The organism is Helicobacter pylori, assembly GCF_001653475.1.
Lineage (GTDB): Bacteria > Campylobacterota > Campylobacteria > Campylobacterales > Helicobacteraceae > Helicobacter > Helicobacter pylori_CM.
Genome location: NZ_CP011487.1, coordinates 247,478 through 269,575, shown reverse-complemented (window position 1 = coordinate 269,575; position 22,098 = coordinate 247,478). Strand labels below are relative to the sequence as shown.

Genomic DNA, 22,098 nt, shown 5'->3' with positions numbered 1-22,098 from the left:
AAAAGAGACATTAAAATCGCTTTTAAGTTTCTATGAAGCCCCCCTCCTTTTGCCCTTTATTTCGTGGGCAAATCGCCTACAGGACAAGCGGCCACACCCACGCTTGGGCGAGTGAATTTTTCTACATTTTCTTGAGCTTTTTTGGGGTCATTAACCCAAGTTTTATAGAACTCAAAAGGGCATTCCGCCACACCCTTATCCCCATCACCACTAGCAAAAACCCCACTATAACCTCTGTGTAAGAGTTTGAAAAGTTGGTTTTGGCTTTGGTCGTATTTTCTCGCATCACGGATTTGTTGCACAGAAAGCTGAGCGTATTGAAGACCATTTTCTTCTTCCCCACATTCGCCCAAAGTATGCCCGTCAAAACCAATAATGCTAGAATGCCCGAAATAGGAATACACCCCATCAAAGCCGGTCGCATTCGCTACCGCTACATAACATTGATTAGCCCACGCCATAGCTTTCACTATCGCAATTTGTTGCTCCTTAGCAGGATACATGTAACCTTGACAGCGCACAATGAGTTCTGCCCCACGCATCGCACAATCGCGCCAAATTTCAGGGTAGTTACCATCATCGCAAATAATCAAAGAAACTTTCAAGCCCTTAGGCCCATCAACCACATAAGTTTTATCCCCAGGATACCAGCATTCAATAGGACACCAAGGCAAGATTTTGCGGTATTTTTGCACGATCTCACCCTTATCATTGACAAGAATCAAAGTATTATAGGGATTCTTGTTAGCTTGCTCGTGTTTTTCACCAGTCAAAGAGAACACTCCCCAAACCTTGTTTTTCTTACAAGCCTCAGCAAGGATTGCGGTTTCTTCTCCAGGAACGCTTGCAGCTGTGTCAAACATTTCTTGTCTGTCATACATAATCCCATGCGTGCTGTATTCGGGGAAAATAATCAGATCCAACCCAGGTAGACCCTGTTTGACCCCACCAATCACCTTAGCGATATTGCGACAATTTTCCAACACCTCTTCTTTAGTGTGGAGTCTAGGCATCTTATAATTAACTACCGCTACACCCACAGTATCTGGGCTGCTACTAATATCTCCATGTCTCATGTTATAACTATAACTCCTTGTTTTTTGATGAGAGTTCCTACAAACCCTCTGTTTGAATTTATAAAATAATTGTGTAAATGGATCTATAATGAATATGAAAACTTTAATTATTATGATGATTGTGGGCGGGTTTTAACTTTTTTGCTTTATTTGGTAACCTATTTCTAAAAAATGAGGTTTTAGTCGCTCTATTTTGATGGTTATTTTATTTTCACTTCCACTAAGCCATATAGCGCATTAATGCAATAGATTTTGGCCGCTCTTTGCAAGTCTTGTAATTTTAAAGGGGCATGATCAACAAGACCCTTTTTTAACAATCCCATCACACCCGTCCCGTTTAACGCGCCCGCACTAAAATAAGGGGTTAAAAGCCTGTTATGAATTTCTAAAATAAGATTGCTCCTAGCGCCCTCAGTGAGTTCCAAATCCTGGTTATAAAAGATTTCATCAAAAATAACGCCTTTTTTAATGAGTATTCGAGCGTTTTGATAAAAAGGGGCATAAGTGGTCTTGTGGTATAAAAAATCATTGTGTTTATCAATGGGGGCTTCACTCAAACGAATTTCTAGGCTTTTTAAAGGCTCTAAGGTTTTGTATTCTTTAATGAGCTTGCCCTTTTTATTGAGTAAAACCCTTAAAACCCCTTCTTTTTCCAATTCAAAGTCTAAAAGATTTTCATCATGTTTAAAATTAAAATATTGGGCGCTATTCATTAAGCGTTCTTTATGGGCGTTTTTATTATTAATCTCTAATTTTTGATCCTTTTTGATAATTTTCATCGTCTCTACAATCTCAAATTCTATTTTGGGCATCACAAAAAAGGATTTTAAAAAGCTCTCTTCATATTCTTTTGGCGCTTTACTTTTATAAGTTACCCCACTCCCTACCCCTAAATGCAAAAAATTTTCATGCGCTCTTTTTTCTAAAGTGCGGATAGGCACGCTAAAAAGGGCTTTTTTTTCTTCAACCATGCCTATCGCTCCGCAATACACCCCCCTAGGGCGTTTTTCTAAACTTTCAATGATTTGCATGGTTTTTATTTTAGGGCATCCGGTCACAGAGCCGCAAGGGAACAACGCCTTAAAAATCTCAAACAAGCTTGTTTTTAGGGGCAATTGGGCTTCAATCTCGCTTATCATTTGATGCACGCTAGACAAGCTGATGATTTCAAACAATTGATTGACTTTCACGCTATTTTTCAAGGCTAAACGGCTCAAATCGTTACGCAGTAAATCCACAATCATCACATTTTCACTTCTATTTTTGTCATCATTTTGCAAAAACAATCGGTTTTTTTCATCTGTTAAAGGATTATTTGAGCGAGCGATCGTGCCTTTCATGGGTTTTGTAATAATCTTAATCGCTGTATCTAAAAACTCTAATTCAAAAAACAATTCCGGTGAAAAGCTTAAAACGCTCCTAAACTCATTTTCTATAAAAGCTTTAAAAGGCGTGTTTTGGTTGTGTATCACTTCCTTAAAAACGCGCTCTAGCTTGGCTTTAGTGTCTAAAAATAAATCCATTGTGAGATTCACTTGATAGGTATCGCCGTTTTTGAGACGCTCTTTAACGGCTTTAAACTGCTTGAAATAAGTTTTTTGATCTAAAGAGCTATGGATTTTAGGGTAAAACGCATGCTCTTTTAAAGGCTCTAAAGAATATTTTTTTCTTTCTAAAAATTGTTCAAAATACAAAAAAGGGGTTTGGCTTTGAAAAGTTTCATCTAAAAACGCTAAGCGCGCTTCATATAAAAGATACCCCACAAAATACCCATTCCCCCTATTTTGAGAGATGAAATCCAGGGCGTTTTTAAGCTCATTAAGATTAGTGGCTGTGAGTTTTTTAACCCTTTTTTGATATTTAAAATCCCCAAAAATCATTTAATTTTTAGCAACGGCTTCGTATTTGTCTATCAAAAACACCGGGTTATAGCTCATTTTAGACCTTCTCAAACCCTCTAATCCTAGATCTTCTTCTCTGTTAGTGTAAGTCAGATGGCTAAATTCATTCAAAAGCAATTGCTGGTTGATGATTTGATACGCGCCTGCAATATCCATGCGGGCTTTTTCAATGTGAATGAGTGCAGTTTCTTCGTTTAAAACTTCTCCAAAACTAAACGAGACTATTTCGCCATTAACCCTAACAAGCCCCCCTTTCACATCCAAGCTTTCATAATTTTCTAAAACGCTTTGAATGCCCTTATTTTCATTGATTAGCCCTATATCATCTGTCTGGCTTTCTAAAAACCACTCTTGAGAGGCTTCTAAAACTTCCTTTCTGTTTTGAGAAGAAATTTTTTCATAAACAAAATTCGCATGATTAGTTAAAAACTGGTTTAAGTGGTTTTTTTTCTTGTGGTATTTTTTCCCTTTGAGTGCGATCAATTCTTCAATAGAATAAATATAATCGCTCCTATCTCTGTTGTAAGTGAAATCAAACACCCCTACAAAATTGTCTTTCAAATCGTCTTTTTGCTCTAAAGTCAAAGAGTGGAATCTTAAATTTTTTTCTTGCTTCAAAAGCTCTTTTACGCATTCATGCGTATTCTTACCGATAGGATAGAAATAAAAGGGTTTTTGATTTTCATAAGTGGTTTGAATCACCAAACAATCCCTAATCACAGCCACTTGAATGAGCCTTGCGTGCTGCCATAAGAAACAATTGGTAAAACTCACATCCGATAAAACGATTTTTTGAGCGCTTAAAAACCTTGAAAACAAGTCCTTATGCGCTAGGGTAATTTTTTCAAACATAAACAACTCTCTTTTATTTTTTTAACTCTTTTAGGGCGTTTTCTTGAAATTTTCTAGAAATCTTAAAAACCTCTACATAAAAACCCGTAAGAATTTCTTCATTCAAATGCTTGAAACCCCTTTGGCTGAGTCGTTTTAAAATTTCTTGTTCTCTTTTGGGACAATAAATGGGGTTTTCTTGTTTGATGAGAGCGATTTTTAAAGCGATTTCTAAGCGTTTGTCTAAAAGATCACTCAATGCATTATCCAACACATCAATTTCAGCCCTTAAATTTTCTAAAAGACTATCCAAATTCTTTTGCATCTCATCAAACCCCTTTTAAGCCTTCTTCTTCTAACCGCCATAAATCTTCTAAAGCCTCTCTTTTTCTTATCACTCTGATTTTATGATCTTCTAGGGCTAGTTCTAAGAGTTTGGGGCGTGAATTGTATTGACTGGCCATGCTAGAGCCATAAGCCCCAACCTTTTCTATGACTAATTTATCGCCTGGCTCTAATTCTGGCAAATGGACATCTTTTAAAAAAGTATCGCTGCTCTCACACACAGGCCCTACCACATCGCAAGGCGAGATCTTACGCCCTTTAGAGGGCGTTATAACCCTTATGGCATGCTTAGCATGATACAAACTGGGGCGTAAAAAATCATTCATGCCCGCATCCACAACCACAAAGCGCTTGTTTTGGGCCTTTTTTTCATACAAAACCTTCGTGATCAATTCCCCACTCTCAGCCACGATCGAACGGCCCGGCTCACAAATAATCGTCAAATCCAAGCCTTGAAGCGCGTTTAAAATCCCTTGCGCGTAATCATAAAGCTTGATAGTCTCTTCATTTTCATAGCTCACGCCAATCCCTCCGCCCACATCAAAAAAACGCAAATCTATCCCTAGCGCTATCAAAGATTTAGCGATTTTAGCCACCTTTTGGCTCGCTTCTATAATCGGCTCTAAATCTAAGAGTTGTGAACCGATATGAAAATGCACGCTAATAGGCTCTAAAAACGTGCTTTTTTTAGCCCAAAGAAACATTTCTAAAGCTTCTTTTTCTCCCACGCCAAACTTATTTTCTTTCAAACCGGTAGAAATATAGGGGTGCGTTTTAGCGTCAATGTTAGGGTTGATTCTAATGGAAATCCTAGCCTTTATCCCTAAAGATTGGGCGATTTTTTCAATCGTTTGCAATTCCATAAAACTTTCTACATTCAAAAATAAAATGTTGAGTTTTAGGGCTTGTTCTATTTCAAACGCGCTCTTACCTACCCCGCTAAACACGATCCTATAAGGCTTGATCCCGGCTTTTAAAGCCCTATGTATCTCGCCTATGGAAACGCAATCTGCACCGCTCTCTAAATTGGCTAATAAAGAGAGGATACTCAAATTGGAATTCGCCTTTAAAGCGTAACAAATCAAAGACTTACGCCCCTTAAACGCTTCTTTATAATTCAAAAAAGCCTGTTTGATTTTGTCAAAATCATAGAGGTAAAAAGGGGTTTTGTGAGTTTGAAACAGCTCTTCATAATTAAACATAGAAAAACCTAACCATAAAATTTGAACGAAGCATTATAGCAAAAAAGCTAAAACGCCACTCGCATGCCCACATTCCCGGTTATATTAATGTCCTGGTATTGCAGCCCCATCTTAAGCCCCACCCCCGCATTCACATACATCAAACGCCACAAATGCATTTCGCCCCCTGTAACCACGCTCGCAAAAGTGTTGAAAATTTCCCCCTTGCGATACAATAAAGTGTTTTCGCCCACAAAACGCACCGTATTAGTGCCTTTAGATTTGATCAAAAGATCCCTATCCAATCTCACCGTTACAAAATAATAGGAATTTTTACCAAAATATTTACGGCTCTCCAACCCCATGTTGAGCGTTAAAACCGATTCGTTAGAGGGGTTTGAATGCATGGCAAATTGCTCATAAGCAGCACCATTCATTTTGCCTTTCATCCCACTCAAGCCTATAAAATGATAGCTCAAGCCCACTTGAGGTTTTAACACCACGCTTTTTTGTTTGAACATGAAATCATAGCCGTAATTCCCATTCACGCTCGTTGTCCATGTGTTGTAACTATAGCTTTGGCTCAACACAGAAAGCAAGGAGTTAGAAGAATTAATATTACTTGCATTGCCTCCATAAGTTTCATTCGCGCTCAAAGTGAATTCGTTTCTTTTTAAAAAAGCCCTCGCATACATCCCCACATCCACATTATTAGCCAAAGAATGCATGATGTTCCCGTTAAAACCGCTATACCCATAAGCCACATAACCCCCAAGGATCACATTTTTAACCAACCGATCATAGCCCGCATTCAAGCCATAAAGCGTGCCATTGCCCCCAGCAATAAAGCTCGCTCCCCCAATCCCTTGAACCCAAAGGTTATTTGAGTGTTTGTTATATTGTGAATATTTGACAAAAACCTCTCCAGGGTTAGGTTCGCTAAAACGCTTGTTTTTAAGCTCTAACAAGCGCTCAGAAAAATCAGACTCTCCCTCTCTAGTCCTAAAATCAGAAAGTTTCGTTAAACGGCTGGTTTGTTGGGTGTAACTCGCCAATTCTAAAAGGTTGGTAGCGTTATTCCTAAAATTAGGGTTAGAAATCAAGCTTGCGGTGTTTAAAAGATCTTTAGCCACGCCTAAGATTTCATTCAAAGAGTGGTTTTCTAAATAAATCGGTGCAAAAAGCGGGTTTTCTTTAGTCTCCATCATCAATGTTGAAAACCACTTGATAGCGTTATTCCCCCCAACAGCTTCAATTTGATTCAATGCGCTTTGCCCTTGAATGCCCACAATGTAATCTTGTAAAGTAGGGGGAGTAAAATCCATCACTTTATTGCCGTAAGATATTTTAATCTGGTTATAAAGGACAGAAAGGCTTAAAATGTTGTTTTGAGAGGCATTGTTTGAAGAAGGCAACGCTACGCTTAATAATAACCCCTTATCTTGCAACAAAACCCGTTGGCCCAAATAAGTCAATACGCCGTTTTTTTCCTCCATGTGGTTCCCGTTGATATTGATTAAAGTATAGAGCTTCAGATACGATTGCAAGCTGTTTGGGTTGATATTGTAATCAATGTAACGGCTGCTTTTTAATAAAGTGTGAGTCGTATTATCCGCCATGCTGTTATTGGTATTTATAAAAGGCGTTTGGGTGGTGTTGAGATGAATGATCCCTTTTGCTTGAATGAGCGGCGTTGGCGTTTGAATATTTTCTAAATTAAAATGGATCGCTCCAAAATTATTCAAAGCCCCCCCTACTTCTAACCCATAAATTCCGGTGCTTAAAGAAGCGTTTGAAGCGATCGTTAAATTTTGAAATACCTCTATTTTGCGCGTGGCGTTGTTGTTAAACGCCCCTTGAATGTTTAAATTATTCGCTCTAAAGCTAGCGTTTTTTTCTAACACCGCTTGATTGGAAATAGTGAGGTTGTTGGCTTGGAATTGAGCGTTATTGTAAAGATACAGGTTTTTAATGTTTGCAGAGCCTTTAATCTTTGAAAAATCAACCACCCCGTTAGCGTAAATATTGCCTGAAAAATTGAAATCATTCGCTGTAATTATCAAGCTTTCATCGTTATTGTTCAAGGCGATTTGCGCATTATTTGACGCATTACTAGAAGAAGCGCCATTAACGCTTTGGGCAATAAGCACACAAGGGTTTGCAACGCTAGCTGTAGTCGGATCGTTTTGTTCCACACAGCTAGCGTTGATAAGCAGATTGCCTTGAGACACAGAAACATTGTTATTAGTGGCGTTAATCTTAAGGCCGTTGCTGGCGTTAAGTGCGGTAATATCAATGTTAGAAACTTGATCGGACAATAAATTGAGCGTTCCAGTGTGGTTAATGAACGAAATACGATTGTTTCCGGCAAAAATGAGCGAATTTCCTGCATTAAAAGAGAGCGTGCCTCCATTGGCGTTAGAGAAAGTGGAATTTTGCACAAAAACATTGCCTTGCGCGTTGAAACTAAAATCCCCTTTTTGCCACACTTGACTCAAGCCATAGGGAGCGAAAAGCCCTCTTTTACCAAGATTAGGCATCAAATCCCCCAAACCTTGTTTATAAACAGGCCCTAAACCTTTAGCCGCTAGGACTTTGTCTAAAACGCTTTTAATCTGCTGGTTTTGCAGCAAGCTTTCTAAAGAATTGAGCGCGTCTTGGCCTAAAAATTCGCCAATCATTTGTTTACCTAAAGCGGCTACATCGTTTTGTAAAGCCTCACTCGGTTTGACAATATCTTGTAACATCACGCTTATCACTTGCCCTATATCGTTAGCGGAAATAAAGCCGGTAATCTGATTGAACAACTCTTTTTTACTCAATAAATCATTGATTGACATGCTCCCTATAAGCTTTTCAGGGTTTTGCAAATCAATGCCTCCCAATCCGGCTAATCCCCCCACTAGCCCGGTCCAAAAGCCTAATTTTTGTCTGATTAAATCCTTAATCGCCGTATTCAAACCGCTATCATTCATGAGGTTATCAAAGTTATTCTGCCCCAAAAGCTGGCTTAGGGTTTGGTTTTTTTGTTCAGGCGTTAAATACCCTCCAATCACGCTATCACTCCCTAGCGTATCCGCTATCAAATTCCCTAATCCCCCGGCTTTATTAATGGATTGCACTGCTACTTCACCCAAAATATTAGCGAGCCCGGCCTGATTGAAAACCTTATTAATACCCTCTTGACCCAGCATGCTAAAAATCCCATCAGTTTGCGAGCTTACGATATTAGCCTGATTGAGAATGAGCGAAGTTTGGCTGTTAAAAGTCACACTAGCGCTCCCCCCAGTTCCCCATGCGTTCCCACTCCCTAAAGTGCCGGTAAGATAAATTTCTTTAGCGTTAAAAGTCGTGTCAATATAGCCCAAATCAGCCGAGCTGGACTCTAGAAGCTGCCCTAAATAAGTGCCTCTAAATTTTTGGCATACAATATCGGTGTGATCGCAAGGCTTTTGATAGCCTAATCCCCCAAAAACAACCGCGCTATTGGTGTCCGTTTGCCCTATTTTAGCCGCTCCTACAATCAAAGCGCCGTTATTGAAATTTTGCACGACCGAATTGTTTGCGTTATCAATAAACTCATTAATGTTTTTCCAGTCGTTAAGCATGATGAGCTTGGTAAGCTGGTTTAGCGCATTAGAGTTTAAAGCGCTCAAACTTGAGAGCGAAAAATCATTCCCTAATATCTTTTTGATTTCAGGGTAGAGTTTGAGAGCCATTTGGCCTAACGCTTTGATATTATTGAAATGATAGCCCTTGTTATAGACATGTAACGCGCTAATAGGGTTGCCTTGCGCGTTATAGGTTTGCGAGACGATAGAAGACTCAGAAGTTAGGTTATTGTTTTTCGTGGTGTTATTGCTGCCGTTGGCTTGATAGGATTGGTTGGGGTTGTAATAGCCTTTCACATTGCTCGTGAGATAAAACACGCCTTCTGCGTCATCGCTATAAGAATACACGCCATTAGCGTTGTTATAAACTTTTTGGTAGTTAAAGACTTCAGAGCTAATGTTATAAAGCGTGTTTTTAACGCCCGGAATTTGAGAGAGCGTAACGCTTAGTTGGTTGTCTTTAAAGCTCTCGGTGATTTTTAGGGCGTTATTGAGAGGGTTAGTGAAACTATAAGTTTGGTTAATAGCATCATAGATCCCATCATTGATGCGCATGCCAAAGAAGTTGATACGCTCATACCAATTCTTATTCATACCCGCTTGAATGATGTTATACACACGATTTTTATTATCGTTTAGATCGCTTAGTAAATCAATGTTAGCGATGTTCAAACTCCCTTGATCGCTAAAAACAAGCTGGCTGTTTTTCAAATTAAGCGCGCTGCTGTTGTTAGGGTTTAAAAGATTGCCTCCCAAACTTAAGGGTGCTTTAATGTCAAGGGATTGATGGAAAGTGATCGGGCTTTGAGAAAAAGCGTTATCATAGAAATTAAACGCCGTGTTAGAGGTAATCGCGCTAGAGCCTTGAAAATCTAAAGAAGAATGATTGCTTAAATTAAACTGCCCTCCTAAAGAGATCGCTCCCTTAAACACGATAGAAGAATTATTCAAACTCGTAGTAATATTCGCTGAATTGAAATGGGTTGTCCCGTTAAAATTGATATGAGCGTTATTGCTCGCAACCAAACTCGCATAATCGTTGATCGTGGCGTTATGGGAAACATTGATGGCGCTTTGGTTGAGGTTGAGCGAGCTGGTGTCGTTCAAATTCAAATCGCCTTGAAGCTCTAAAGTTGAATGGTTGCTAGCATTGATAGAGGCGTTTTGAGAAAGATTGATCGCATTGGCTTTAATACTGCTTGTCCCCATTGAAACGCTTAAATTGGAGTTATCAAACGACACGCTTTTAGCTTGCATTTGATACAAACCAGAGCTTAAATTCGTGTTATTAGTGAAATTAATCGCATTGGCGGCATTGAATTTAAAAACCGATTGCGTTTTCCCCACATAGCCCCTAAAAGAGCTGTTAGAAAAATCCAGATTCAAAGCGTTGAAACTGAAATTAGGGTTGCCGCCATTTTGCGCGGTATCGTCTATAAAATAGGAGTTTTGAGCCTGAATGTTCGCGCTGTTAGAAGCAAAATTCATAGACGAGCTTTGCGTGCCAGCGGCGCGGTTATACAAAGTCGCGTTCGTTAAAAGAATGCCTTCAAGCCCGTTAAAATTAAGGTTCGCTCCCCCACCGCTAGAAATGCGATTCCCGCTTTCAATGCTGCCGGTGATGTAAATCTTTTGTACTTCATAATGCCCTGTAATAAAGCCTATACATTGCAAATTCCAGCAATGCCCGCTCGCATCATTACTCCCTGCCCCCTTATTGTCCCCAAAGCGGATGATGGTATTAGATTGTGGTGCATCGCTTTCATTCGCCCATATGCTTTTAGCCCCAAAAACGATCACGCTGTTTTGCCCGGTAAATGTTTGAGAAAATTCCGCTTTAGTGAATAAAGTTTTCCCGCTCGCATAAAAATCAACGCTCTTGTCGTAATAGTAAATGGTGTTGTTTGGATTCCCTAAATTATTGTTATAGCTATTAGGCATGTAGGTCATAAAACCGAGAGCGTTTTGATAATACAAATGATCCGATTTTTCCATATCCACATAATCAAACACCATGCCAACACCCAAACGCCGGATAGAAATGCTGTTTTGTGAAAAAATCTCTTGGAAATTGTAGGTTTGGTTATTGAAAGAATACACCACATCATAGACGCCATTACCCACGCTAGAAACGAGCTTTTCGCTGCTAGCCCCATGCCCTTGGTAGTTGATGAGCTGCCATAGATTTTTACTAAAAGCGTTGTTGTATTCAATTTCTTTAGAAGAGCTTACAAGGGTGATAGGGTTGCCATTAGCGATAGCTTCACTAATATTAATAACAGAATAAGCGTTAAAACTAATCGTCCCATCGCCAAAAGACAAAGGGGCGTTGAGATTTTTTAAAGTGATGTTGTTTAAAGTAACCTGCCCTTTCACGCTCGTGTTCGTAGGGCCATTAAAAACCACATTATCAAAAGTTGCATTCCCTGAAATATTAACAGAACCGGTATTGTTAAAATTAGCGTTATTTTGAGAGCCATTACGATTAGCAGAGTTCCCAAAAACAGCGTTCCCGGCGATTTGCAAATTGGAATTAGCGTTAGTGAAATCCCCCATAAACGAAGTGGTTGCGTTAGAATTATTGAAATTAAAAGAAGCGCTATTGTTAAAGTTAGCGTCATTAAACGAAGCGTTTTTGGCGCTAATCTCAAACGAACCGCTATTAAACTGGTTGTTATTTGAAAAATTCAAGCTATCGCCCTTGAATTGGTAACTCCCTCCATTAAAGTTGGTGTTTTCAAAAGCGGCTTGCCCTGCATTGAAAATGAATTTTGCGTCTTTGGCTTGGTTAGTGAAAGTTGTGCTATACACCAAAAGCGTGCCGTTAGCGTTTAGAGCATTCAAATTCTGCGAATGATCCATGCTTTGCGTGGAAAAAGTCATAGAGCTTGAATAAATCCCGGCGTTATGTTGCGTGATGGTAGCGTTAGCGATATTGACACTATCTACCCCATTAAAGATTAAATTAGCTGCCCCACCCGTGCCTATACGATTGCCAGAACGCAGATTCGCTGTGATATACACATGATAAGCGCTATAAGTTCCATTAGTCGTACCTGTGCATTGATAATAGGGCCAAGGCCCGCAATGCCCATTAAGAGCGCTCCCTGAAGTGTCCCCAAAAGACACCGTTTCGTTAGAAGAGATATTATGATCAGTCCATGTTGAGTTATACCCAATCACCAGATTACTACCACTCGCGCTAAAGGTTTGTTTAAACGAGTTCGTATAGCTCCCCCATATTTGAACGCTCGGCAAGTAATAAGTCCCGCTCTCTGTAAAATTTTGAGATTTGGGGATGTAATATTTATGATCATACCAAGGCATGTCAGAATTAATATAATTTGAAGCGGATAAGTCAAATTTGGAGCCGCTAATGATGGGGGGTGGCGTGTAAGTCCCGCTCTCTAAAGCTTGAATAATGATGGAATTATGGCTAAAAGTTTCTTGCAGTTTGTAGATAGTATCCCCTATTTTGTAACCCACTTGATAGACTTGCATAGAGTTTGTAGAGGGTTTAGAGAGCGAAGAGTCAGTGGGTTTAGATGCCGCAATGTTTTCATTCAAAAGCTGTCCAATAACCCCATTATAAGTGATCATATCCCACAAAGCGAAAGTTTGCGGCCTTGAAGAGCTTTCGTTCGTTTTTAAGGCGTTTGTCAAGCTATTGAGCGCATGGTTTAAAAGATTATTATAAGTGATCCCACCGCTGGAATTTAAAATCGTTACGCTATTTTTACCCCCTAAACTTGTGAGATTGAAAGTCGTCCCTTGAGTGAGAGTAACTTGAGAACTCCCAAGATCAAGGGTTGAGCCATTTTTCAAGTCATTCTTACCGCTTAAAGTAACGCTACCGGTAATGGTCATGTTGCTTGTATTAACAGAAGTGTTGAATATCGTGTTGTTAAAGCTCGCGCTCTCATTAATGGTAATTTTTCCGGTATTGTTAAAATGAGCGTTATTAAAGGAAGCGTTTTGCATTATCAATTGGTGGTTTGAATTGTTAAAGGCTTGCCGGAAATTTACAAAGCCCTTAAGAGTGGTAGCGCCACCACTAAAAGAGCTGTTTTCAAATAAAATTTGGGGGTGCTGAGCGCTTTTAGTTTGATTGTTTTGGTGATTAAAAGTGAAAGTCCCCCCATTAAAGGAGCCGTTTTGGAAAATGGCTTGACGGTCAAAAGTATAGGAAGCATCACTAAAAATTGCACCGTTAAAGGAACTTGCACCTTTAAAATGAAAATTGCCGCTATTAAAGGCGGTATTATTGGTAGCACTAAATCCTTTATTGAAAGTGAATGCCCCTCCGTTCAATTTCGCCCCGTTAAAAGTGGCGTCCTATTCAAAAGTGAAACTGCCATTCGCATTACTAAAAGCCGTATTAGTAGCGCTAGTCGTCCCTTTAAAAGAATAGCTAGGTCCAAAAGTGGAGCAATTAGCCCCTACGCCAACACCAGCTAAAGAACTGCAAGTATCCCCACTTAAAGAAACCGAACCAATAATAATAGTGCTGTTGGCATTGCCTATATTCACTTGCGAAGTTTTAAACGCGCTGATATTGGAATGGATATTGACCTTATTAGCGTTCAAGTTTAAAGTGGCTGTGCCGGTGTGCGTGCCAGCTCCAGTTCCCACACGATTGCCCACTTCTAAAGTGCCGTTTAAATTGATTGCGCCAACATTAAAGCTTACATCATCTTTGCCTTGATTATAACCTTGATACGAAGTGAAACTATTAGAACCGCTTAAATCTAAAACAACGCTATTGCCTAGATTGATCGTGAGATTGCCCCCAACATAATTGGTAAAACCGCTTAAACTATAAGTCCCTGTTTCATTCCCGCTACCCACAGAAATAGCTTGATAGTTTTGAGAATATAGGTAGTTAGCGGCATTTCCAGCATCATAGCCTTTATGATTTGCCCCCCATACATTCTTTAAACACCCTGCAAATTCCCACCATGCGCAATACTGACTGCCCTTAACCCAATGCACATACTCACCCCCCACTTTTGGGTTTAACAAATCCCACAGATCATTCGCATACACCCCACTAGCAAACCCACTGATTAGTAAAGGCACAAGCCATAAAGGACGCTTTAAGATTGTTTTTTGATTTTGATGCGATTGTTTTACACTTTTTGGTTTCTTTTTAAACTTTTTCATTAAACGCTACTTTCTCATTTCCTAGATAGTAACTAAAACCTCCCCTTTAAATCAAAGCGCATTTTTCCCAAACAAACGCCAAAAAAACAAAGCGCACACCAGCACAAACAATTCCTTAAACAGCCATTCGCTTTGAGCGTGCGAGCGGGCAAATTCAGCGCTTTGAAGCACAACTTCACCCGCTTTTTGAGCGTTTAAAATATAAGGCGTGTAATAAAAAACAAAGAGCAAACACAACGCCCCTATCGCCACGCCAAGGATCAAATACACTAACGATCTTTTATAACAAATAAACGAAATGATTTCATAAAGTAGCACCACAAAACCGATCACGCCTAAAACATAATTGAAACGCACAAAGATTTGCGCCATGAGTTTCCCGCTCTCAAATGGAGTTAGATTCAATTCAGGTAAAATGCTTGAAGCTTTGAACACAATCGGTGCGACTATCGCTCCTAGAATGATCAAAGAGCCGCCCAAAATGCCTAAAAGAAGCAAATACACCCCTAAACCAAATTTTTTCATCTTCCACCTTTTTTAAGATTTTTGCAACAAATGGTTGCAATCCTTAAACTGCCACACTTGAACTAAAGGCATAAAAAATTCTAAAAGGGCTTGAATGTCAGTGATCCTGTCTTTTAACCCGATAAACACTTCAATCTTCACGCCTTTTTCTAATAAAAATCTAATTATAGAATCACTATACTTGTAATCCAATAAAAATTCTAATTCTTCTAAAGAACCCTTTTTTTTAAAACGCTCCAATTTAGCGTTCAAGCCCGCTTCTTGGTAAAAGTTATCCATGTAGCTTTGCGGATCTTTTTGAAACGAAAAAAGTTGCAAGCGTTTGAACGCCAAACTCTTATGCACTAGCATGCAAGGCGAAAACAATAACAAAGAATTGATGCGCCTCTGTTGTAAGATTTCATTATAAGCGTATTCTATCGCCTTAATCGCTCCCATAGAAAAGCCTGACACATCATAAACCCCTTTTAAAAGCCACTCTTCAAACAAAATGCTTTCATTAACGAACCCAAAACCACTAAAAAAACGCATTTTCACCCGTTCAACCAATCATACAAATGAGAATGTTCTAAATATTCTTGCTCCAATAATAGAGCGCTCAAGCGCTTGCAAGCCGCTATTTGTGGCTTTAAAAACTCCAATTGCTCTTCATAAAGAACGCTTAAAGATTCTTTTGTAGGGGCTAAAAGAAGCTCACTAGCCATAAATTCATTCAAAAATTTCGCTTTTTGCAAGTCTTGTTTGGACAGACTATAACGCTCCTTATAGAGCAACTCTAAAATAATCGTCCCGCTCAAATACACTTTAATGTAATTTTTAATCTCGCTCTCGCTATGGATTTTATTTTCATTAAAAGCGATAAATTCCCCCAATAAAGGCGCTTTATCAAATTCAATTTCTAGCCAATACGCGCTCAAGGCTTTCGCACTTTGATACAAAGCGACTAATTCTTTTTGGTGTTCATCTAAGGTTTGGGGCTTTTTCTTGCCATAAGCGATCTTGTCTTTCACTTCTAAAATGTCGCTCTCAGTGATTTGGGTTCGTTGGTGTTTTAGGGCGTTTAAGGCGCTTTCATTGATTAAAGTCGCTAACATCGCTCCGCTAAAACCCACGCAAATTTTAGCGATCTTAAGATAATCTAGCGCATGCTTTTTGTTTTCTAAAAGCTTTTCTAAAATGCTCTGCCTTTCTAGCAAATCCGGTAAAGAAATGAAAATACGCCGATCAAAACGCTTGCTCCTTAATAGCGCTTCATCCATCACTTCCATTTGGTTAGTCGCCCCTATCACCACCACCTCATCGTTTTGTAAAAACCCATCCATTTCGGTTAAAAGCTGATTGAGCGTGGTCTCTCTTTCATCGCTCCTATGCCCTCCCCTAGCCTTACCCAAAGCGTCAATTTCATCAATAAAAATAATAGAGGGGGCATGCCTTTTAGCGTGCATGAAAAGTTCATGCACTTTTTTAGCCCCAGCCCCCACATAAATTTGAGAAAACGCGCTCCCGCTTTCATAAAAAAACGGCACTCTAGCTTCACTCGCTAAGGCTTTAGCGATCATGGTTTTCCCCACTCCAGGAGGCCCGATTAAAAGCACGCCTTTAGGGAGAAAAATCCCTAAATCCTGGTATTTTTTAGGGTTTTTTAAATAATCTATCACTTCTAATAATTCTTCTTTAACTTCATTCACTCCTGCAATATCTTCAAAACGCACTCCTAACGCATCGTATCGTTGGAACGAATTTTCTAATTCATTTTTAGAAACGCTTTCTAAATTCATTTTAGTGTCCAATCTTTTAGGCAAGCGCCAAAAGATCCCAAAAAGCATGCTAGAAATGAAAAAAAGCAGCGCTAAAAAGATTTTAGAAACCTTGTTTAAATTTTCTCGTTTTTCTATGGGCATGCTTTCTGGGATTTTATAGGCTCTTAAAAAGGCTTCTTTGTTGGTTTTATAAAGACCCTTGTTAGCATAAAAATAATTTTCATCTTCTGTTAGAGTTTGCTTAGGGTGGGATTGGATCACATAAAAAAAGTCCTTACTGGATATGAGCCTAGAAACATCGCTCAAAACTAAAAAAAGAAGCAGGCAAAAAGTAAGGATTAAAAACCCTAACGCCAAAACAAGCGAGCGGTTTTTGATGCGTTTAAAGGGAGCGGTGAGGTTTTCTAAATTTTTAGAAAACGGCATGGTTTTCCCTCTCCTTAATTTCATACTCTTTGATTTCTAAAAAACTAGCCCTTAAAGGCTTATCGCTTTTGATTTTAATGGGGTTAAAGAATTGATCTAAGGCTTTAAATTCACCGTCTTTTTGCGCTTCCACTAAGGCTTTTAGGGGCGTATTGAGCTTGAGTTGTAATTGCCTGAACGCCTTATTTTTATGCAAAATCAAATCTTTAATCGCATTCAAACGCTTTTTAGAATCTTCCAAACTCACGCTATCGTGCATCAAGCTAGAGGGGGTGTCTTTGCGTTTGCTGTAAATAAAAGGGTGGATGTGCGTTAAGGGCAAGCTTTCTAAATTTTTAAACGCTTTTTCAAAAACGCTTGCACTCTCGCCCGGATGCCCTACAATAAAATCCGTGCCGATAGCAAAATTCTTAGAAGCGATTACCTCTAATAATTCCCTATCGCTTTTAGTGCGGTTTCTTCTGTTCATCCTTTCCAGCATGAAATCATGGCTGTGCTGTAAAGCGATATGCAAATGTTTTTCTAAAAAATCCTCTTCTAAAAGCTCTAAAAATTCATCGTTGATTTGATTAGGCTCTAAGCTCCCAATTCTTATGCGTTTTAATCCAATAATCTGGCTTAATTTTTTAATCAATCTTGCGATATTACTTTCTCTATCTTTCCCATAGCTCCCCACATTAGTGCCGGTTAAAACCACTTCTTGAACCCCTTTAGAGCACAAAAGGCCCACTTGTTCTAAAATTTTCCTCTCTTCAAAACTCCTAGCCCTCCCTCTCACGCTTGGGATAATGCAATAATTGCAATCAAAATCACAGCCCTCTTGGATCTTGATAAACGCCCTAGTTTTTCCAACAAACTCGCTCACCATCGTGGTGTCTAAGTGCTTGTTTTCTAAATTATCGTCTATAAAAAAACGCTTTTTTTCTTGTAAAAGCGCGTTAATCTTTTCTTTATTGTCATGCCCAAAAACGCCCTTTAAAAACCCTTTTTCAAAAAGCTCTTTGCCTTGGGTTTTCACCCCGCAGCCGGTAAATAGCACTTCCTTATTCAATCGCGCCATTTTTTTAGCGTAACTTCTTACCGCGCTATCGGCCCCATTAGTCACGGTGCAAGAATTGATAATGATAATATCGGCTTCTTGTTCTTCTAAGGTCGCGCTAAAATCCTTCAAATTCTCGCCCATCACTTGCGTGTCAAAAAGATTCGTCCTGCACCCAAAAGTTTTGAAATAGACTTTTTTCATTTTTGTTCCCTTTTATTCCCAAAGCCATCGCCTTCAGTATCCACTTTAAGCAGCTTGCTGGTCGTATAAGCGATATGGATATTTTCTTCTTTCAAAAAAGCTTCAATAATTTCAGCCACAATCTTGCTCCTTAAAGACATGGTCGCATACGAATTGGTTTGATACCACACCGAGATCTTTATCCCGTTATTTTCAGGCATCAAAAAGCATCGTGGTTTCACGCTCAAACTCCTTAAAGAATACCGATCGCGCATTTTATTGAGCTGTTTATAGGTAATATCCGTGTATTCTTTAGACAATTCTGTAGCGATATTGAGCGCAATTTTAGAAGCTTTTTTAAAATCAGAATCAAATGTAACGCAAAAATCCACGCCATCCCAAACCGTTTTCATCCCAAAATGGCTGTAATTAGCGAACATGGTGGTGAAAATATAATTATTAGGCACAAAAATAATCCGACCCGCTCTCCTGTTGTTCGTATAAGTGGTAAAGGTTACATCTTCTAAAATCGTAATGTGCAACATAGAAATATCCAACACATCGCCAATAAAAATATCCGTCCCCTTAGCGATACGCACCCTATCGCCCACATGCACGCTCCCCCCAATCAAAATAATAAACCACCCGAGCAAACTCATGAACAAATCTTTCATCGCAATCGCTAATCCCGCGCTCGCAAAGCCTAAAACCGTGACCAAGTAAGTAACATTTTCTAAATACGAAAAAAGAAAGATTAAAATGATCACGCTCACATTCACGAAGTTAATGGCTTTATTCACGGTATAGACGCGCTCATTATTTTCAATGTATTTACTGGAAATGATTTTTAAAATCCAAGCAAACACCACGCTCAAAAGGGCTGCTAAAAACACATAAACCAATTTAAAAAGCTGGTTTTTAACTTGAGATTTAACAATGCTTATAGCCTCATCGCTGTCTTTTTGGAAAATCCCGATCGTGGTTTTTAGAATGTTTTGAGCCCCTTGCAATTCCAGGCGTTTGGCTTGAGTTTGATAAATCTCATCGCTTAATTTCGCGCTTTTATCCAAAGCGTGCCACTGGTTTAAAAGCTGGTGTTTTTGATCTAAAAGCCTTAAAACTTCTTCTAAAGAAGTCTGGTTGCTTTTAAGACTCTCATGCTTTAAACGCATGCTTTTAATGAAAGAAATGCCATCAATGATCGCAATAGGGTTAGCGATATTGGGGATATTGGGGATATTGGGTCGCTCTATCAAGTCCTTAAAAGGATTGACCCCATAGCTTTCAAACATTTTTTGCTGGGACTCTAAAGCCTTTAAGGTGTGCTCTAAGGTGCTAATCTTTAATAAATCCTTGCTTTTTTTGTTTTTTAAACGCCTTAATTCCTGCCTCACGCTCTCTTTTTCGGTATAAATTTGATTGTAGATCTTATAGTTTTCAAATTTTTTCAACCACACATTATCGTCTTTGGCGAGTTTTTTATCCACTAAAGCCATTTGTTTTTGTATGGACGATAATTCTTGGCTTTTATCTTCTGCTTGTAAAAACAAAAAACAAAAGAATAATAATACCCTTAACACCATTTTTCTAACACTCTTATGATCGTTTCTCTAGGGATATGAGAGGCAATCTCAAACGCTCCAATGCCTTTAGGCAGAATGAATTTTATTGTCTCATTCTCGCTTTTTTTGTCTAAAAACAAGCGTTCGTAAAATTTTTGAATATCGGTGATTTTGTAATTGAATATCAAATCAAATTTTTTCAATAAATTTTCTATGCGTTCGTATTCTTTTAAAGTGAGCATGCCTAAAGAAAGGGCTAAATCATTAGCCATGCGCATGCCAATAGCGATCGCTTCGCCATGCAAAAATCGCTCATAATGAGTCTCTTTTTCTATCGCATGCCCAAAGGTATGCCCGTAATTCAACCCGGCCCTGATATTGCGCTCTTTTTCATCTTGCATAACGACTTGAGCTTTGATACTGACGCTTTGAAAAACCACTTCTTCTAAACAATCTTTTAAATCCTTTGTTTCTAGTATTTCTACTAGGTTTTTATCAAAACACACCGCCATTTTAATGATTTCAGCAACCCCTGCTTGAAATTCCCTTTTTTCAAGGGTTTTTAAAAAAGACAAATCAATATAAACCGCTTCAGGCTGGTGGAACGATCCGATTAAATTCTTGCCATAAGGCGTATTAATCCCTGTTTTCCCCCCCACGCTCGCATCCACTTGAGCGAGTAAAGTCGTAGGGATATTAATAAAATCAATCCCCCTAAAATAAATACTGCTCGCAAACCCCACCATATCGCTTATCACTCCCCCACCAAGGGCTATCATTAAAGAATGGCGGTTTAATTGCATTTCAAAGGCGTTGTTTAAAATGCGCTCTAATGAATTAAAATTCTTGTATTTTTCTCCGGACTCTATCACACACACTCTCACTTCTAAGGCTTTCAAGCGCTCCAATAAATACGATAAATGCAACCCGGCCACGATGCTATCGCTAATAATGAGAGCTTTTTGTTTCAATTCAATTTCAGGCAGTTCCCCCAAAAACACTTTATAGCTTTTTTCTTTTAAGGGGATTAAAATTTCTTGCATTCTTTCACTCCGCTATAGGGATAAAAATTTGAGGATTATCATCGTTTAAAAACGCTAATTTTTCCACTTTAGTGGATAAAAACCACCAAAAGCGCGTGTGCGTGATACACTCTTCAAAAGGCATGAAATGCAACATGGGATTTCTTAAAGAATTGAGATACATGATAGGATTTCTAGTGTCCGTTTGAAAGATCTCAATCTTGCGGTTGAGCGCGTTGGCTAAATTTTCATAATGATTGATAATCTCGTTTTTATAGCGCCTGTTAGGGTCAAAATCATAGAGCAACAAGCCTAAATCCATCTGCATAGACACATCAAAAATCACTGAAGACATGTCCTCATTAATATCCAAACTTTCATTCAATACCACCACGCTTTGAGAGGTTTTAGAGAAGCCAGAAGTGTTGGTTTTATAAACTGGGGTGGCTGTTTTATACAAGGCTTTTCGGTGTTTTCTGGATAAAAAAAGCTCTCTGCCTACCACGATTAGGCCCATTTTTTTCTGGTGGTCTTCATGGAGTTTTTGGATAAAACTTTTCCCATAAAAATCAAAATTCACTTCAATGCTTTCGGTTTCTAGCGATAAAAATTTATGATAAAACTTAGGGCTAGTGGGGTGTAAAACTTGGATATAGAGCTTGTAACTCTTTAAATGTTTGTGCAAAAACAAGGCTTGATACACATCGCACATCATCGCTTTTCTGCTCTGCAAACGCATATCAATGTATAAATAAATGCTCTTACCAAAAGGGGCTGGAAACTGCCCCACATTGCTTTTGACTTGATGATACACCGCATTTAATATTTCCGGGTTGCCTGCCACTAAGAGAATGTCTCGCGGCTGGATAACCAAAGACTTAGTGGAGAGCAAAAAAACATCGTTGCGATAAAGCCCTACAATCCTGTATTCTTTTTGCCTGATAGAGCCAATATGTCTGTAAGCAAAAATACTCCCAAAAGGCACATCAATCTCCATAATCTCGCCCTTGCCTAACCCAAACTCTCTAGGGGTGCTAGGGATATTAGGCAAACGAGAAATGAATTTATTGGCTAAAACTTCAAATTCATCAATCAAAATGAGCTTTTCATCTTTATTTTCTTCATTATTTTCTAAAGTTTTTTCACCATCTTTTTTCACGCTCAAAACCACACGCATGCGTTTGAAATGGGTTTGAATGATTTTATGAATGGTGCACTGTTCTTTAAAATCTTGTATGATTAAAAACGCATCGCTCACCTCATCGTTTAACACTTGCAAAAGCCTGAAACTAGAAGTCGCATCAAAACAATGAAAAGCGAAAGTGCTCGGGTAGTTTTTAGGGATAAGGCTCTCATTTTTGACAACCACTATATAAAAATTATGATTAGAATAATGCCTTAGCACCAAGTCTAAAAAATTTTTTGCTACAATGCCATCTAATATAAGGGCGATTTTTTTCAATTCCAAACTTC

General features: G+C 38.9%; 12 protein-coding genes and 1 pseudogene. All 13 read right to left on the bottom strand.

Going from position 1 to position 22,098, the window contains the following annotated elements:
- Positions 1 to 56 precede the first annotated feature (56 nt).
- The 13 genes and pseudogenes from AA974_RS01285 to AA974_RS01225 all read right to left on the bottom strand — a co-directional run bounded on the left by AA974_RS01285 (position 57) and on the right by AA974_RS01225 (position 22,087).
- Positions 57 to 1,076, bottom strand: a complete 1,020-nt coding sequence (locus AA974_RS01285) for an aliphatic amidase (protein WP_064433087.1) — start codon at positions 1,074 to 1,076, stop codon at positions 57 to 59.
- Positions 1,077 to 1,276: 200 nt separating this feature from the next.
- Positions 1,277 to 2,956: a bifunctional chorismate-binding protein/class IV aminotransferase gene (locus AA974_RS01280; protein WP_064433086.1), complete on the bottom strand. Its 1,680-nt coding sequence runs from the start codon at positions 2,954 to 2,956 to the stop codon at positions 1,277 to 1,279.
- Positions 2,957 to 3,829: a DUF2156 domain-containing protein gene (locus AA974_RS01275; protein ID WP_064433085.1), complete on the bottom strand. Its 873-nt coding sequence runs from the start codon at positions 3,827 to 3,829 to the stop codon at positions 2,957 to 2,959.
- 13 nt (positions 3,830 to 3,842) lie between these two features.
- Positions 3,843 to 4,133, bottom strand: coding sequence for a chorismate mutase (locus AA974_RS01270; RefSeq protein ID WP_064433084.1), 291 nt, complete (start codon positions 4,131 to 4,133; stop codon positions 3,843 to 3,845).
- 4 nt (positions 4,134 to 4,137) lie between these two features.
- Positions 4,138 to 5,355, bottom strand: a complete 1,218-nt coding sequence (gene lysA / locus AA974_RS01265; RefSeq protein WP_064433083.1) for a diaminopimelate decarboxylase — start codon at positions 5,353 to 5,355, stop codon at positions 4,138 to 4,140.
- Between the two features lie 47 nt (positions 5,356 to 5,402).
- A pseudogene (gene imaA / locus AA974_RS01260) lies at positions 5,403 to 14,108 on the bottom strand (immunomodulatory autotransporter protein ImaA).
- Positions 14,109 to 14,159: 51 nt separating this feature from the next.
- Positions 14,160 to 14,633 (bottom strand): DUF4149 domain-containing protein, encoded by a 474-nt coding sequence (locus AA974_RS01255; protein WP_064433082.1) that lies wholly within the window; start codon positions 14,631 to 14,633, stop codon positions 14,160 to 14,162.
- A 12-nt stretch (positions 14,634 to 14,645) separates the two neighbouring features.
- The gene (bioV, locus tag AA974_RS01250; protein ID WP_064433081.1) at positions 14,646 to 15,164 is read right to left on the bottom strand and encodes a pimelyl-ACP methyl ester esterase BioV; all 519 of its coding nucleotides are present in this window, start codon (positions 15,162 to 15,164) and stop codon (positions 14,646 to 14,648) included.
- 2 nt (positions 15,165 to 15,166) lie between these two features.
- A complete protein-coding gene (locus AA974_RS01245) occupies positions 15,167 to 16,819 on the bottom strand; it encodes an AAA family ATPase (RefSeq protein ID WP_064433080.1) in 1,653 nt (550 codons plus the stop codon).
- A complete protein-coding gene (mtaB, locus tag AA974_RS01240) occupies positions 16,806 to 18,062 on the bottom strand; it encodes a tRNA (N(6)-L-threonylcarbamoyladenosine(37)-C(2))-methylthiotransferase MtaB (protein WP_064433079.1) in 1,257 nt (418 codons plus the stop codon). The genes AA974_RS01245 and mtaB overlap by 14 nt, the downstream gene beginning before the upstream one ends.
- Entirely contained in the window at positions 18,059 to 19,624 is a 1,566-nt protein-coding gene (locus AA974_RS01235) for a mechanosensitive ion channel family protein (protein ID WP_064433078.1), read from the bottom strand. The genes mtaB and AA974_RS01235 overlap by 4 nt, the downstream gene beginning before the upstream one ends.
- The gene (aroB, locus tag AA974_RS01230; protein WP_064433077.1) at positions 19,615 to 20,646 is read right to left on the bottom strand and encodes a 3-dehydroquinate synthase; all 1,032 of its coding nucleotides are present in this window, start codon (positions 20,644 to 20,646) and stop codon (positions 19,615 to 19,617) included. The genes AA974_RS01235 and aroB overlap by 10 nt, the downstream gene beginning before the upstream one ends.
- A gap of 4 nt (positions 20,647 to 20,650) precedes the next feature.
- A complete protein-coding gene (locus tag AA974_RS01225) occupies positions 20,651 to 22,087 on the bottom strand; it encodes a COG3400 family protein (protein WP_064433076.1) in 1,437 nt (478 codons plus the stop codon).
- Positions 22,088 to 22,098 lie beyond the last annotated feature (11 nt).